The 14,508-nt window shown below is 69.7% G+C and carries 12 protein-coding genes; 2 read left to right on the top strand and 10 right to left on the bottom strand.

From position 1 onward, the window contains the following. The first annotated feature begins 10 nt into the window (after positions 1-10). Positions 11-1,012: a LacI family DNA-binding transcriptional regulator gene (locus tag B0F77_RS07495; RefSeq protein WP_211293701.1), complete on the top strand. Its 1,002-nt coding sequence runs from the start codon at positions 11-13 to the stop codon at positions 1,010-1,012. On the opposite strand, the gene B0F77_RS07490 is transcribed toward B0F77_RS07495, so the two are convergent. From B0F77_RS07490 to B0F77_RS07465, 6 genes are all read right to left on the bottom strand, one after another. Next, on the bottom strand, positions 1,009-1,449 hold the full coding sequence (locus B0F77_RS07490; RefSeq protein ID WP_143466610.1) for a hypothetical protein: 441 nt from the start codon (positions 1,447-1,449) through the stop codon (positions 1,009-1,011). The two genes, B0F77_RS07495 and B0F77_RS07490, sit on opposite strands and share 4 nt — an antisense overlap. Positions 1,450-1,614: 165 nt before the next feature. Further along, positions 1,615-3,918: a glycoside hydrolase family 95 protein gene (locus B0F77_RS07485; RefSeq protein WP_086662034.1), complete on the bottom strand. Its 2,304-nt coding sequence runs from the start codon at positions 3,916-3,918 to the stop codon at positions 1,615-1,617. A gap of 26 nt (positions 3,919-3,944) precedes the next feature. Then, a complete protein-coding gene (locus B0F77_RS07480) occupies positions 3,945-6,062 on the bottom strand; it encodes a DUF8189 domain-containing protein (protein ID WP_086662033.1) in 2,118 nt (705 codons plus the stop codon). A gap of 197 nt (positions 6,063-6,259) precedes the next feature. Continuing rightward, on the bottom strand, positions 6,260-6,733 hold the full coding sequence (locus B0F77_RS07475; protein WP_086662032.1) for a universal stress protein: 474 nt from the start codon (positions 6,731-6,733) through the stop codon (positions 6,260-6,262). After that, a complete protein-coding gene (locus B0F77_RS07470) occupies positions 6,730-8,247 on the bottom strand; it encodes an MDR family MFS transporter (RefSeq protein ID WP_086662112.1) in 1,518 nt (505 codons plus the stop codon). Before B0F77_RS07470 ends, B0F77_RS07475 begins: the two co-directional genes overlap by 4 nt. Before the next feature lie 93 nt (positions 8,248-8,340). Beyond that, complete coding sequence (locus B0F77_RS07465; protein ID WP_086662031.1) at positions 8,341-8,931, bottom strand: short chain dehydrogenase; 591 nt, start codon at positions 8,929-8,931, stop codon at positions 8,341-8,343. Positions 8,932-9,000: 69 nt separating this feature from the next. Here B0F77_RS07465 and B0F77_RS07460 point away from each other — a divergent pair, with 69 nt between their 5' ends. Next, entirely contained in the window at positions 9,001-9,894 is an 894-nt protein-coding gene (locus tag B0F77_RS07460) for a LysR family transcriptional regulator (protein WP_086662030.1), read from the top strand. Here the strand turns inward: B0F77_RS07460 and B0F77_RS07455 are convergent. The 4 genes from B0F77_RS07455 to B0F77_RS07440 all read right to left on the bottom strand — a co-directional run bounded on the left by B0F77_RS07455 (position 9,815) and on the right by B0F77_RS07440 (position 14,508). Then, positions 9,815-11,422: a PucR family transcriptional regulator gene (locus B0F77_RS07455; RefSeq protein WP_086662029.1), complete on the bottom strand. Its 1,608-nt coding sequence runs from the start codon at positions 11,420-11,422 to the stop codon at positions 9,815-9,817. The genes B0F77_RS07460 and B0F77_RS07455 overlap by 80 nt on opposite strands. A gap of 118 nt (positions 11,423-11,540) precedes the next feature. After that, positions 11,541-12,638 carry an o-succinylbenzoate synthase gene (gene menC, locus B0F77_RS07450; protein WP_086662028.1) on the bottom strand — a complete coding sequence of 366 codons (1,098 nt, stop codon included), beginning with the start codon at positions 12,636-12,638 and terminating at the stop codon, positions 11,541-11,543. Then, the gene (locus B0F77_RS07445) at positions 12,635-13,432 is read right to left on the bottom strand and encodes a GNAT family N-acetyltransferase (protein WP_086662027.1); all 798 of its coding nucleotides are present in this window, start codon (positions 13,430-13,432) and stop codon (positions 12,635-12,637) included. Before B0F77_RS07445 ends, menC begins: the two co-directional genes overlap by 4 nt. Continuing rightward, positions 13,429-14,508, bottom strand: a complete 1,080-nt coding sequence (locus B0F77_RS07440) for a M20 family metallopeptidase (RefSeq protein ID WP_086662026.1) — start codon at positions 14,506-14,508, stop codon at positions 13,429-13,431. Before B0F77_RS07440 ends, B0F77_RS07445 begins: the two co-directional genes overlap by 4 nt.

Here is a 14,508-nt window from a genome sequence, read left to right as displayed (position 1 = left end):
CATTGACCTCGTGGAACGTAAGATCGAACACGTGAAACAACGCGCGAGTCTCCGTGACATCGCCGCGGAGACAGGCGTGTCGATCGCGACCGTCTCCCGCGTGCTGAACGATCACGTCAACGTCGCGCCGCGCACCCGTGACCTGGTCCTCCAGGCCGTCGAACGCCGCAAGGAGCTGCCCACGAGGCTCAGGACCGTCTACGTCCGCTGCCCGTACGTGCTCACCGACTACTTCGGGCTGATCGTCTCCTCGATCGCCGAGACGCTGAAACTGCACGGCCTGCGCCTGCTGCTCGACGCGGGCGAGTCCGGCCAGCACAGCGACGCGCTCCAGGCGTTGCCGCGCCAGGCCGACGTCGACGCCGCGATCCTGATCCTCCCGCCGGAGGAAGGCGATGAGCTGGTCGCGTTGTCCCAGGCCGGTTTCCCGTTCGTCGTGGTCGATCCCCGCACCCCACCGCCACCGGACATCGCCGCCGTCTCGGCCGCGCACTCGTCCGGAGCGCGGGCCGTCGCCGACCACCTGATCGGCCTGGGGCACCGCGACATCGGTGTGATCGCCGGACCGGAGGAGTGGCTGGCGGGTGACGCGCGGCTGGCCGGCCATCGCGCGGCCCTGGCGAAGGCGGGTGTGCTGCTGACTCAGGATCGCTTGCGGCACGTGGAACCCACTACCGCGCAAGGCAAACGCGCGGCCGCCGAGTTGCTCGACCTCACGCCCCGGCCGACCGCGATCGTGTGCTTCAACGACAAGGTGGCCGTGGGAACGCTGCAGGCCGCGCGGGAACGGGGCCTGCGGGTGCCGGAAGACCTGTCGGTGGCGGGGTTCGACGACATCGACCTGGCCGAGGTGACCGATCCGCGGCTGACCACCGTGCGGCAACCGTTGCAGGAGATGGGCAGGATCGCGGTCACGCAGCTGATGCGCGTGCTCGACGGTCACCAGCCAGAGGCGTTGCACATCGAGCTGGCGACCACGCTGGTCGTCCGGGACTCCACCGCCGCTCGCTAGTGGAGGGCGCCCCAGGTGCGGGTCGCGGGGTCGACGAGGATCTTGACCTGCTGTTCGCCGCCGTAGTGGCGGCACCGGTGGTGCACCTCGAAACCGTCACCCGACACCGGAATCCACAGCCTCAACAGGTGCATGACGGAATCGCCGTCGTCTTCCGCGATGCTCTCGCGCACCTCGGCGAGCACAACGGTTCCCGTGGCGCGCAACGCAACGGTCTCCTTCGCGTCGCTGCCCGCCGACGACCAGATCGCCGCGCAGAAGAGCACGGTCACCAGCAGGCCCAGCTCTCCCAGCAGGATCGCCCACCACGGCCCGCCGGCGAAAGCGAGCGCGACCATGCCCGCGAGCGTCGCGACGAACGCGAACCCGGCGACGACGCGCTGCCCCAGGGCAGAACGCGTGCTCGTCAGGACGACTTCGGCGGAGTTCGTGGTCACCACCCGATCCTAGTGCCGCGTCGCGGCTTAGTTCTGGCGCTTGCCCCGTGGATGAAGGGACCCTTCATCGACCTGAGGTGGATGAAGGGTCCCTTCATCCACAACCGGGAGCACAACTAAGCCGCGACACGCTACTAGAACGCTGATGACCACGAACTCGCTGGTTCACGGCCGAAGGGTGACCGACTGCCCCTTCCTCAGCGTGATCCGCTTCTTCCACCGGCCGAACCGGACCTCGGTCTCGGTGCCGCCCACGCTGTGCACGACAGCGCTGGTGACCTTGCCGTCCTGCCACGCCAGGTCGACGGAGAAGCCGCCGCGGGCACCGATTCCGGTGACCGAGCCGGACTTCCACGCCGACGGCAGCGCCGGCAGCAGTTCGATCACGCCCGGTCGCGCGTACAGCAGCATCTCCAGCATCGCGGCGGGAGCGCCGAGGTTCGCGTCGATCTGGAAGATCGAACGGTCGCCGAAGCTGTACATGTCGAAGAAGTTCGGTGCCGTGCCGTTGGCGTAGTTGATCGACGGGCGGATCACCTTGGTCAGCAGCTCGTAGGCTCGGTCCGCGTCTTTCAGCCGGGCCCAGCAGGCCGCGCGCCACGCGAGACCCCAGCCGAAGCTCTCCATGCCGCGGGTGATCAGGTGCTGCTTCACGCCGTCCAGCAACGCCGCGGGGGAGTCGTCGCGGTTGATGCGGTCGCCGGGGAAGAAGCCGACCAGCGGTGACAGGTGCCGGTGCGTGGTCTCGCCGAGGTCGTCCGGCGACATCCACTCCTGCAGCATGCCGGTCTTCTGGCTGACCACCGGCAGGTAGAGCCGGTCGCGCAGCGCAGAGATCCTGCGGCCGTACGCCTGGTCCTTCCGCAGCACGTCGGTCGCGGTGCGGTACTTGCCGAACAGGTTGTGCACCAACTCCTGCGCGTAGGTGATGCCGCGCGCGTCCTGCGGGCCGTGTTCCGGCGACCAGTCGTGGTCGTCGACCAGGCCCTGCGGGGTCTCGACCAGGCGTGCTTCCCAGAACTCGCAGGCGCCCTTGAGCAACGGGTAGATCTTGGCCAGGTAGTCGCGATCGAGCGTGTACTCGTAGTGCTCGAACAACGACATGCACAGCCACGCGTTGCCGCCGGGGTGCCACCACCAGCCGCTGCCGCCGTAGATGTTGGTGGAGAAGGCGACCGCCCACCCGGCGACCCGGTTGTTGGTGTTGCGGAACCTGTTGCGCGGGTCCTGGAACAGCGCCTGCGTGGAGTTCGTCCACGCGGGCAGTTGCGCCACGCAGTAGTTCGCGAACGCCTCGAAGGTGTCCGAGAGCGCGGCCCGGTCCGCGAGCCAGTAGTTCATCTGGATGTTGATGTCGGTGTGGTAGTCGCTGTACCAGTCGGGATTGTTGTTCGACAGCCACAGACCCTGGAGGTTGATCGGCAGGTTGTCGCGCGATCCGGTGATGGTGAGGTACCGGCCGAACTGGAGGTAGCTCGCCTCCAGTTCCGGGTCGGGCCTGCCGCTCGACGCGCGGTTCCGCAGCCGCGCCCACGTGTCCAGCGCGCGCTGGGCGTCGGTCGACCTGCCGAGGTCGACCTTCTGCCGGTCGTACTTCTTGCGGTAGTCCGCGACGTGGGTGCGCAGCAGAGCGTCGCCCGTGGCACGGACCTTCGCCTTGTCCAGCGCGATCCTGGCGGGCTCCACGAGCGGGTCGAGGAAGCCCACGGAGGCGTCCGGGACGTAGTTGGTGCCGCCGGAGAACACGATCACCAGGTCCGAACAGCCGGTGAACGACAGCTTCGCGCCGTCGACGGTGACCGTCCCATCCGGACTGAACGCCGTCACGACACCGCTGTACGCCAACCGGTTCTGGAACGAGCCGGTGAACAGCGCGGCCGTGTGCGGGGTGTCGCCGACGGACGGCTCACCGTGCGCGCCCACCAGCGAGATCGTGCCGGTCTGGTCCGGGCCGACGAGCCGGACGATCACCACGTCGTCCGGGTGGCTGGAGTAGATCTCGCGGCGGTACTGCTTGCCGCCGTGGGTGTACCTCGTGGTGACGATGCCGTTGCTCAGGTCGAGCTCGCGGCGGTACCCGGTGGCGCCCGCGTGGCCCGGCATCTCGACGTACAGCTTGGCCAGCAACGAGAACGTGCCGAAGTGCGTCGGGTCGTACGGGAACTGGCCGTCGCCCTCGAGCGCGTCGTTGAGCTCGCCGGTCCACAGCGTGACGTCGGTCAGGTACAGGAAGTCCTTCTCGACGCCACCGCCGACGAGCGCGCCGAGACGTCCGTTGCCGATCGGCAGACCCTGCTCGATGATCTTCGCCTCGTCGGCGGGAGCGGGGTACCAGAGGGTCGTCGGGGTGGAGTTCAGCGGGTTTCCGCTGGGCCGTTGCGGTTCGGCGTGCGCGGTGAAGGCCGGCAGGACCAGTGCGCCCAGTCCCAACGCGCCGGAGGCCTGCAGGAAGGCGCGACGAGTCGTCATCGTGGTGCTCCTCGGAAATGGCGGGGTCAGGAGAGGTTGGCGACGTGCACGGCGTTGTCCGGGCCGCGCACGGCGACCCACGACGAACCGTTCGCGCCCGCCGCCGCGCCGACCGCGCCGGTGAGTGCGTTGCTGACGTACTGGTCGCGCTTTGACCACCAGGTGCCCGCGCCGTCGACGATGTCCTGCTGCCACAACGTGTAGTCGCTGCCGCGGACGAACACGCTGACCCGGTCGCCGTTGGCGAGTGCCGTCGGGCTGCCGCTGATCACGCCACCGAGCGAGGTCCACGCGGACCAGCCGTTCGCGGTGCGCCTGCGGTACCAGGCGGAGTCGTCCTGCAGACGGACCGTGACGACCGTGCCGGAGGACACCGTTGCCGCTGAAGGCCTGCCGTAGATCTGCTGGTTGCCGGGCGAACCGGCCGAGGTCCAGGTGCTGTTGCCCTGGTCGCGCGTCCACACGCGACCGTCGGCGCCGCGGCCGAACAGGCTCCAGCTGTCCGGCCCGGTGAACGCCACCGAGACCGAGTCGGTCAGCGTGCCGCCGAGCGACGTCCAGCCACCCCACCTGCTGTTCGCGTAAGTCCGTTGGTAGGCAACGTCGTCGGTGCCGCGGACGAAGAGGTCGATCCGGCCGTTCGGGCCGGCGAACGCCGACGGCTGGCCGAGGATCTGGCCGTTGCGCGGGCCGCCGAGCGTGACCCAGCCGCGCCATTCGCCGTTCACCATCGACCGCTGCTGGAGCCGCCCGGACCTGTCGCGCGCGAACACGGCCATGTTCTGGTCGTCGTGGCGGACGAGCGCCGGGCTCGCGGAGGTCTCGCCGCCGAGATCGGTGCCCGGGACCGCGGTGTCGCCGCGCAGCTTGAGAAACGCGGTGCCGTGCGCGGGAACCGTGACGGTGTACTGGTTCGCCGTGGTCCCGAGGTCTGCCCGCGCACGCAGATCGCGGACGGAGACGGTGCCCTTCAGTCCGGCGTCAGCGAAGCTGACTGTGTACTCGGCGGGCTGGTCGTTGCGGTTCAGCACCGCGACCGCGCGCTCACCCTTGCCGGACAACACCTTGCTGTAGACGTCGACGTTGTTCGAGCCCGCGACCCTGACGCCCTGGATCGCCAGCGGGTCCTGGTCGACCGCGATGATCTCCGGGTTCTTCAGCGTGTCGATCATCGACGGCGGCAGCGTGCGCGGGTCCGAGCCGATGATCAGCGGCGAGGCCATCACCGACCACATGACGAGCTGGGAGGTCGACTCCTCCTCGTTCAGCTCGTACGTGCCCTGCTCGGTTTTGCGCATCGGGATCAGGTAGTCCGGGTCGTTGTAGTGACCGGGTCCCTGCGCGCCGGGCCGGTACAGATTCCGGTCCATGTTCCGGAGCACGTCCCGCCAGATGCCCTCGTACGGCGTGCCGAACGCGACGTCCGTGCTGGTGCGCCACGAGTCACCCACGCGCGGTCCGTAGGTGTAGGCCACGTAGGCTGTCTGGTCCCAGCGGTGCGGCACGCCCCACTCGTCGGTGACCGGGTTGCAGAGGTTGAGGATCATCTTGCGGCCTGCCTTCCGCACCGCCGCCGAGAACTGCGTGAAGGCGACCGCCGGGTCCATGTTCTGCGCGATGCCGCACAGGAAATCGATCTTGATGGCGTCGAACTTCCAGCCGGCGAACTGCCTGGCGTCCGCCTCGTAGTACCCGCCACCGCTGCCTGCCGCGCAGTTCTTGCCGTCCGACGCACCCGCGTCGGTGTAGATGCCGGCCCGGAGACCCTTGCCGTGCAACGTGTCCACGAGTTTCGTGAACCCGGACGGGAACCGCGCGGGGTCGGGCACGAGCGAGCCCTTGCCGTCGCGGGGCGGGCTGGCGTTCCAGCCGCCGTCGATCCACACGATGTCGTAACCGGCCTTCGCCAGCCCGCTGCTGACGAGGAAGTCGGCGACCCCGAGCACCTTCTCCTCCGACGCCGCGCCAACGGCGAAGTAGGTGTTCCACCCCATGTACGGGGTGCGTGCGATGCCGGAGTCGTAGTAGGTGGGCGCGCCCTGGTCCACACCCGCGTGCTCGGTCGGTGGGGTGGGCGCGGCGGCCGCGGTGGGCGCCAGCAGCGTGAGGGCGATGGTGGCCGCGGTCAGCAGGGTTCTCGGCATACCCGTACCTCTCGTCGTCGAGTGGCCACAGCATGCGGTGGCCGCCCGACTGCGTCAAGAATAAATACTAAAATAGGGTTAGTAGCCCCTGCGCCCGCGCATACCGTAGCAGTGGTCCGATCTATGTGGACTTGGCGTGCGCAAATGACCTCCCGGCGGCCGAGTTGCCGGGAGGTCATCCGAGGTGTGTGGTCGGATCAGGGGACCACGAGCACCGGCCAGTGGCCCGACCTGATCAGCCTGGTCGCGACGGATCCCGCGAACCGGTGTCCCGCCTGTTGCGAAGCCCCGACCACCACCATGTCCGCCTGGCAGCGGTCCGCGGAGTCGCGCAGGGTCGTGTACGGGTCGCCGAACGTCTTCACGAACGTCACCGGCACGTCCAGTTCCTCCGCGAACGACCGGATCTGGTCGCTCAGTTCGGCGTGCAGGTGCGCGGTCGCCTCGTGTTCGAACACCGACGCCACGGCCGGGCTGAGCGCCGCGAGCGACGAGTGGGACACCACGAACGTGACGACCAGCCGCGCGTTCTGGCGGCGGGCCATGCCGAACGCGAAGGCGGCCGCGCGCATCGCGGTGTCCGAGCCGTCCACGCCGACGAGGATGATGCGCGCGGTCGGTTCCGGGCGCGGGCCGTAGGAGTTCGTCGTGGGTTCGAAGGCGGTGCTCATCGCGTCACCGCTGGTTCCTTCTGCTCCAGGTCGATCGTGGTGCGCAGGGTGATCGGCCTGAGCAGCAGCGCGGCGATCACGCCGATCACGCCCACGGCCGCGGAGATCAGGAAGATGTGCGCCGTCGCGTCGCCGTAGACGGTGTGCACGACGGTCTGCACCTGCGGTGGCAGGGCGCTGAGGTTCAGTGCGCTGGTGTCCCCGGTCGACTGGCCGGCGGGCACGTGCAGCGCGGCGGACAGGTCGGCGGTGACGCGGTTGGCGAGGACCGCGCCGAGCACCGAGACGCCGATCGTGCCGCCCAGCGATCGGAAGAACGTCACGGTGGCGCTGGCGGCGCCGAGTTCGCTCAGGGGAACGCTGTTCTGCACGGCCAGCACGAGGTTCTGCATGGTCATGCCGACACCGATGCCGACCACGGCCATCGCGGCGCCGACGATCCACAGCGCGGTCGCGTGGTCGACGAAGCCCAGGCCGAGGAAGCCGAGCACCAGGATGATCGTGCCCGAGACGATGTACGGCTTGATCCGCCCGGAACGGCTGATCATGCGGCCGGAGATGGTGGACGACACCAGCACGCCGGCCATCAGCGGCATGGTCAGCAGGCCGGCCTCGGTCGGTGTGTAGCCGCGGCCGATCTGGAAGTACTGGCCGAGGAACACCGCGCCGCCGAACATCGCCATGCCGACCGAGAGGCTCGCGACGATGGCGAGCGCCGGAGTGCGCTGGACGACGATGTGCAGCGGCACCACGGGTTCCTTCACCCTGAGCTCGACCGCCACGGCGGTGCCGAGCAGCACGAGACCGCCCGCGACCATGGCCGCGGTCTGCCACGACAGCCAGTCGAACGAGTTGCCGACGAACGAGACCCAGATCAGCAGCACGCTCACGCCTGCGGCGATCAGCGTGGCGCCGAGGTAGTCGATCCTGACGTTCTCCCGGCGCACGGTCTCCAGCTTCAGCGTGGCCTGCAGCACCACGAACGCGATCGCGGCGATCGGCACGGCGACCCAGAAGCACCAGCGCCAGCCCAGCCACGACACGTCGACGATGAGCCCGCCGAGCAGCGGGCCGCCGACCGTCGCGACGGCCATGACGGCGCCGAGGTAACCGTTGTAGCGGCCGCGTTCGCGGGGCGGGATGATCGCCGCGATCACCACCTGGACCAGTGCCTGAAGACCGCCGACGCCGAGGCCCTGGAACGCGCGGGCGGCGATCAGCTGGCCGGTGTCCTGGGCGAACCCGCTGAGCAGCGAGCCGATCACGAAGATCACGATCGCGGCCTGGACCAGCGTCTTCTTGTTGAACAGGTCAGCGAGCTTGCCCCAGATCGGGGTCGTCGCCGTCGCCGTGAGCAGGGTGGCGGTGACCACCCAGGTGTACTGGGTCTGCGTGCCGTTCAGCGAGCCGATGATCCGCGGCAGCGCGGTGGACACCACCGTGGAGCTGACCATGGCCACGAACAGCGCGAGCAACAGCCCGGACAGCGACTCCAGTACCTGCCGGTGCCCCATCGCCGGTGTTTCGATCTTCACGTCCCGCACCCTTCGTCGCTCCTTATTCTTGCGCGTTGTGCAAATTTGCGCAATGAGCAACTTGCGTGGGGTTCAGAGCACGTAGATCTGTCCGGTCTGCCGTCCCTCGATCGACCGGACGTAGGCCTGCGCCACGTCGGCCAGCGGTACCGGCTTCATGCCGGGGAAGAAGTCGCCGTAGACGTCGAGGGCCTCGGTGAACACCGTGGGGCTGATCGCGTTGATGCGCTGCGGTGCGATCTCGATGGCGGCCGCGCGGACGAACGCCTCCACCGCGCCGTTGGCCATCGCGGCGGCCGCTCCGGTCACGACCGGTTCGCGCGCGAGCACACCGGTGATCAGCGTGAACGACTCGGTGACGTGCGTGAGGCCTTCCTTGACCAGCGCGATCTGCGACAGGACCTTGCCGGTCACCGCGGCCTGGTAGTCCGGCACGGTGAGTTCGGCGACCGGCTTCCACGGAACGTGGCCCGCGGCACTCGCCACGGCGTCGACCTGGCCGACGGTCTGGTACAGGTCCGCGACCTGGGCCGGGTCGGTGACGTCGTACTGCAGGTCGCCTCCGGTCCGTGCGACGGTCACGACATCGTGCTTTCGTGCGACGAGTTCCTGGTGCACAGCCGTGCCCAGCATGCCGGTGGCTCCTACGAGCAGAATTCTCATGCCGTTGACGCTAAGCCTGGTTCTGGTGGCTGTGAAATGCCGTTCGTGCAGCACTTATGATCGGTGGTTATGAATGTCGAGCTGCGTCACCTGCGGGCACTCGCTGCGATCGGCGACCACCGTTCGATCACCGCGGCCGCACAAGCGTTGCACGTCACCCAGCCCGCTCTCTCGCGCACGCTCGAACAACTGGAGCGCCGTCTGGGCGTGCGTCTGGTCGAACGCACCACGCGCCATGTCGCCCTGACCGACGCCGGGCACCGTCTGTGGGAACACAGCCATCGCATCCTGACCTCGCTCGACACGGCCCTGGCCGAAGCCGTCCAGCCACAACCGCTGCGGCTGACGTTCGCCTGGGCCGCGCTCGGCCGGATCACCATCCCGTTCCTGCGTTCGTGGCGGGCGGAGAACCCGGACGTCCTGGTGCGCATCCGGCAGTCCGACGACCCCGAAGCGGCCCTGCGGCGCGGCGAGGCGGACGTCGCCGTGCTGCGCACCGAACCAGCCGAAGCCGGCATCGACCACGTGGCGTTGATCGAAGAGCCCCGGGTCGCGGCCGTCGCGGACGATCACCCGCTGGCGTCGCGCGAGGTTCTCCTGCTCGACGATCTGGTGAGCGAATGCGTCGCCGTGTGCGAAACGGCGGCCACGACCACCGCGGACCTGTGGCCGTCGGGCGCGCGCCCGCGAACCGTGGACGTGCCCGGCGTGGTCGAGTGGCTGACCTCGATCGCGACCGGTACGACCGTCGGTGTCACGGCGGCGGGCACGGTGCACCACCACCCGCACCCCGGCGTGACCTACCTGCCGCTGGCCGACGCCGAACCGATCACCGTGCACCTGGCGTGGCCGGCACCGGCCGCGCACCCGTCGACGGCGGCGTTCATCGCGCTGGCTCGGCACCACCTGGCAGCCACAGCCGGAGCTGAAGCATCGCCGCGAACCGCGCGTCCGGATCACTGAGGTCGATCTCCCCGACCTCCGACAGCCGCCGCAGCCGGTACCGGAAAGTGTTGGGGTGCACGAAAACGGCCGCCGACGCGGCCGCGACGTCCCCGAACGCGTCCAGCCACGCGTTGAGCGTCTCCACCAGACAGCTGCTGTGCTTGCGGTCGTAGGCGATCAGCCGCGCGACGGGGCCGGACAACGTGTCACCGCGCTCGGCGATCAGATCCGACAGCTCCAGCAGCAGGCCCTCACTGTGCACATCGGACACTCGCGCGACCTGGTGGTGCGCCCGGCCGGCCCTGAGCACCCGCAAGACGAGATCGGCGCCCGTCCTCGAGCGCGACAGCTCCAACCCGTCCGTCACCTGCCCGACGCCGACGAGCACGTGGTTGCCGATGCGGTTGCGGAAGTCGGTGGCGATGCGCAGCGCCCGGTCCTCCGACTCGGCGGGCAGGATCGCGTAGGCGACGTCGCCGATCAACGCGGCGGCGGCGCGCGGGTGGACGGCGGTCAGGTGCATGGCGAAGGCGTCGGCGATCTGCTGCCGTTCGGCCAGCAGGCGGGCGTGGCCGGCGGGATCGTCGCCGTGCGAGTGGGCCAGCGCCAACGCGAGCACCACGCACGACTGATCCGCGAGCCCGAGCCGCCGCACTGCTTCCGCCGCCCCGCTCCCACCCTCGACGGCGGTGCTGACGAGGTCCGCGCGCAGCCGGCGTTCGACGTCGGCGCCCGCCCGCTGGCGCATCATGTGCAATGCCACCAGTTTGGCCGCGTCGCAGAACGCCTGCGACCGGTCTTCGGGCAGTGGTTCGCGGACCGCGGCCCAGATCGAGCCGAGAAACTCGTCGCCCGCCCGGACCGCCACCGCGACCCTCGGGAGACACAGGGTGCCGTCGTCGGCGGGCAGACCCTCGATGTAGACGGGCTGGTCGCTGCGGTAGAGCTGCTGGAACACCCCGCGTGCCTCCAGCATCTGCGAGTAGCGCGCGGGCACCTGCCGGCCGAGGATCGTCTCGACCCGCGACGAGTCGGCCTCGTCCTGGCGGCCGGAGAACGCGAGCACCCGCGAGCTGCGGTCCTCGATCGTCACCGGTGCGCCGATCAACGACGCCACGGCGTTGGCCAGCGCGAACAGGTCCCCGGCCGGCACGCCGCCGAGCGTCTCGGACGGGTCCACCTCGCCCTCGGCCAGCAGCGACCGCAGCATCGCGGCCAGTTGCGTCCACGACGCGCCCGGCGCGAGGCCGAGCAGCGCCACGCCGGACCGGTCGACGGCCTCGGCGATCTCGTCGGTCACGTCGACCGGTCCGCGCACGACCAGGGCCGCGGCCCCGTGCTTGCCCAGTTCGTCGAGGATCTCCGCCGGCTCCCGCACGCCGACGCCGAGCACCAGCGCGGACGCCGGCAGCGCCTGGTCGTCGTGCGGGTCGTGGATCACCACGCCGCCGATGTCGACTGCCCGGCCCGGATCGCCCCGGACCAGGTCGATCAGCGTGGTGCCGAGGTCGTCCAGGACCCTGGCGAGGCCTGTTCGCGGGCTCATGGCTCCACCTTGCCAACCGTCTACAGAGGAATCCAGCGCTTGGTTGGTAGTAGTTGCGCGCTCGATGATCATGGGTTGGTAGTACTTGCACACGCCAAATCGGCACGCGGGGCGCGGCTCACACCGGGATCCACTCCGTTTTGACCGTTACGGCGTCTAGGGCGTCCGGTAGGGGGGTCACGCCCAGGCCTGGGCTGGTCGGCACGGTGAGGTGGCCGTCGTCCAGCACGAACGGCTCGGTGACGTCCATCGCGTAGTAGCGGTCGGACGCCGAGGTGTCGCCGGGCAGCGTGCAGCCGGGCAACGCCGCCAGCGCCACGTTCGCGGCACGGCCGATGCCCGTTTCGAGCATGCCGCCGCACCACACCGCGATCCCGTGCGCGGCGCACACGTCGTGGATGCGCCGGGCTTCCAGGTAGCCGCCCACGCGGCCGGGCTTGATGTTCACGATCTGGCAGGCGCCGAGCTTGATCGCGTCGGCGGCCGAGCGGGCCGAGGTGATCGACTCGTCCAGGCAGATCGGCGTGCGGACCGTCTGGGCCAGTGTGGCGTGCGCGAGGATGTCCTCCTCGTCCAGCGGTTGCTCGATCAGCAGCAGGTCGAACGGGTCTAGCCGGGCCAGGTGCCGGGCGTCGGCGAGGGTGTAGGCCGTGTTCGCGTCGACCTGCAGCAGCACGTCGGGGAACCGTTCGCGGACCGCGCGGACCGGTGTGACGTCCCAGCCGGGCTCGATCTTCAGCTTGATCCGGACGTAGCCCTCGTCGACGTAGCCGGTGACGGCGTCCAGCAGTTCGGGGATCGAGTTCATGATGCCGACCGACACACCGCACGGCACGCGCGTACGCACCGCGCCCAGCTCACGGCCGAATGACACGCCACGCGCGCGTAGTTCGGCGTCCAGCACCGCCATCTCCAGCGCGCCCTTGGCCATCCGGTGTCCGCGGAACCGGGCGAGCCGCGGTGCCACCGACACTCCGTCGATCGGGCCGGTCAGGGCCGGGATCAGGAACCGGCGCAGCACGTCCGCGCAGCCCTCCAGGTACTCCGACGAGTACACCGGGTCGGCCATCGCGACGCACTCGCCCCAGCCCTCGGCCGAGTCCGTGACGGCGCGTAGCAGCAGTAAGCCGCGCACGGTCTGGGTGCCGAACGACGTCCGGAAGGGCGACTTCAGCGGCATCTCGACCCAGCGGAGCTCCACACCGGACAGCTTCACGACTCGTTCCTCTCCACGACGTACCACCCCGACCTGTCGAACCCGGTGACGCGGCCGCCCGCCATCAGCAATCCGCCGAGCACGTCGCGCACGGCGTGCCGCCACTCGCGAGCTGCGGCCGGGTTCGTGGCCCGCAGCGTCTCGATGTCCGGCGGCACCGCGACCAGCACGGTCTGACCAGCGGCAACGCCACGCACGGGCAGGCCGTCGGCCGAGATCCCCAACGCGACCGCGCCCGTCGCCGCCACCACCCGCGGTTGTCCCGAGCACGCGGCGACGACCGCCGGCGCCGAGACGCGCCAGCTGATCAGCAGCCGGTCGCTCTCGGTGCCGCCGTTGATGTCGTCGTGCATGTGGCCGTAGAAGTCCGGCAGGTACTCGGTCGCGTCGGCGCCGAGCTTGCCCAGGTTGAAGTAGGCGTTGCGGCGCACCAGCGGGTCGAACGTCCAGGTGACCTCGTTCAGGCCGCGTTCCAACGCCCACGCCCGTTGGTCGAGCTTCAACGCGTAGCCGACGTTGCGTCCGCGCGCGCCGGCAGCGACACCGGCGATGTGGCTGTGCAACGTGCCGAGGGCGGGCGGCGAGCAGAAGCCGATGCACGCACCGATGAGGTCGTTGCCGTCGAACGCGCCCGCGACGTAGCTGCCCGCCTTGGTCATCGCCCGCAACAACTCGGCGGTGACCGGGGGAGTGTTGCCGTTCGGTCGCCAGATTGACTCGTACAACTGTTGGGTGGCAACGAGTTCGTCGAACGCTACGAGCTGACGGACGACCACCTGCGTCACGACTGTCATGCCAGAAGCTCCTTCACCAGTGCCGCGAGCAGCGTGGTGCGCGGCACGAGCTCCGACACCAGCACGTGCTCGCTCTCCGCGTGCGCCCCGCCGCCGACCGCGCCGAGCCCGTCGAGCGTCGGAATCCCCACGCCCGCGGTGAAGTTGCCGTCGGACGCGCCACCGACCGCGGCCGAGGTGAGCTGCATGCCCAATCCGGCGGCGATTCCGGAAGCCAGCTCGAACAGGCCGGCGGACATCGAGAGCTCCATCGGCGCCCGGTTCGGGCCGCCGGTCACCTCGATCTTGGCGCCGTCGACCACCGGAACCAGCGCCCGCATCGCCTCGTCGACCCGCAGCTGCTCGGCGAGGTTCCGGACGCGCACGTCCACCATGAACTTCGCCAAGGCAGCAACGGTGTTCATCGTCGTGCCGGCGGACAGCACGGTCGGCGTGACGGTGGTGCCGACCGCGAGATCCGTCAGCTCCGAGACCGCCAGCACTTGGTGTGCTGCCTCAACAGTCGCGCTCACACCGCGTTCGGGCTCAAGGCCGGCATGCGCCGCACGGCCGTGCAACGTCACCTCGTACATGGAAGTGCCCTTGCGCTCGGTCTTCAACGCGCCGCCGTCCGCCGAACCCTCGGTGACCAGCACGGCCGTGTGCTGCCGCGCCTCCTCCTCGATCAGGCCGCGCGACGACGGCGAGCCGATCTCCTCGTCGCCGGTCACCAGAACCGTGACGCCGTCGGGGGAATCCAGTGACGCCACCGCGTGAAAGATCATCGCCAGCCCGGTCTTCATGTCGAAGCAACCCGGTCCGCGCAGCACACCGTCGCGCACCTCGAACGGAAGCCGCGCGAGCGACCCGATCGGCCACACCGTGTCGTGGTGGCCGAGCAGCAACACCTTGCGCGGCCCGGAACCCAGCCGCCAGCGCAGGTGTGTGCGGCCGTCGAGCACGATCCGTTCCGGTGACGCGCCGAGCAGAGCGGAGCCCACCTCGGCGGTGACGTCCGCGCTGCGGGCGACCGCCGCCAGGTCGGTGGACGGCGACTCGCAGGTCACGAGCCGCTCGATGGTGTGGAGCAGGTTCAT

Source organism: Lentzea kentuckyensis, from assembly GCF_002150765.1.
In the GTDB taxonomy this organism is placed as follows: domain Bacteria; phylum Actinomycetota; class Actinomycetes; order Mycobacteriales; family Pseudonocardiaceae; genus Lentzea; species Lentzea kentuckyensis.
Note: the sequence above shows the minus strand (reverse complement) of the source record. Positions and strands in the feature narration are given on the sequence as shown.

Bases quoted from the DNA above. Each gene is read 5' to 3' on its own strand.
- B0F77_RS07445 (WP_086662027.1), bottom strand. From the start codon at position 13,432: ATGACAGTCGTGACGCAGGTGGTCGTCCGTCAGCTCGTAGCGTTCGAC.
- B0F77_RS07455 (WP_086662029.1), bottom strand. From the start codon at position 11,422: ATGAGCCCGCGAACAGGCCTCGCCAGGGTCCTGGACGACCTCGGCACC.
- B0F77_RS07440 (WP_086662026.1), bottom strand. From the start codon at position 14,508: ATGAACCTGCTCCACACCATCGAGCGGCTCGTGACCTGCGAGTCGCCG.
- B0F77_RS07460 (WP_086662030.1), top strand. From the start codon at position 9,001: ATGAATGTCGAGCTGCGTCACCTGCGGGCACTCGCTGCGATCGGCGAC.
- B0F77_RS07465 (WP_086662031.1), bottom strand. From the start codon at position 8,931: ATGAGAATTCTGCTCGTAGGAGCCACCGGCATGCTGGGCACGGCTGTG.
- B0F77_RS07470 (WP_086662112.1), bottom strand. From the start codon at position 8,247: ATGGGGCACCGGCAGGTACTGGAGTCGCTGTCCGGGCTGTTGCTCGCG.
- B0F77_RS07480 (WP_086662033.1), bottom strand. From the start codon at position 6,062: ATGCCGAGAACCCTGCTGACCGCGGCCACCATCGCCCTCACGCTGCTG.
- B0F77_RS07475 (WP_086662032.1), bottom strand. From the start codon at position 6,733: ATGAGCACCGCCTTCGAACCCACGACGAACTCCTACGGCCCGCGCCCG.
- B0F77_RS07485 (WP_086662034.1), bottom strand. From the start codon at position 3,918: ATGACGACTCGTCGCGCCTTCCTGCAGGCCTCCGGCGCGTTGGGACTG.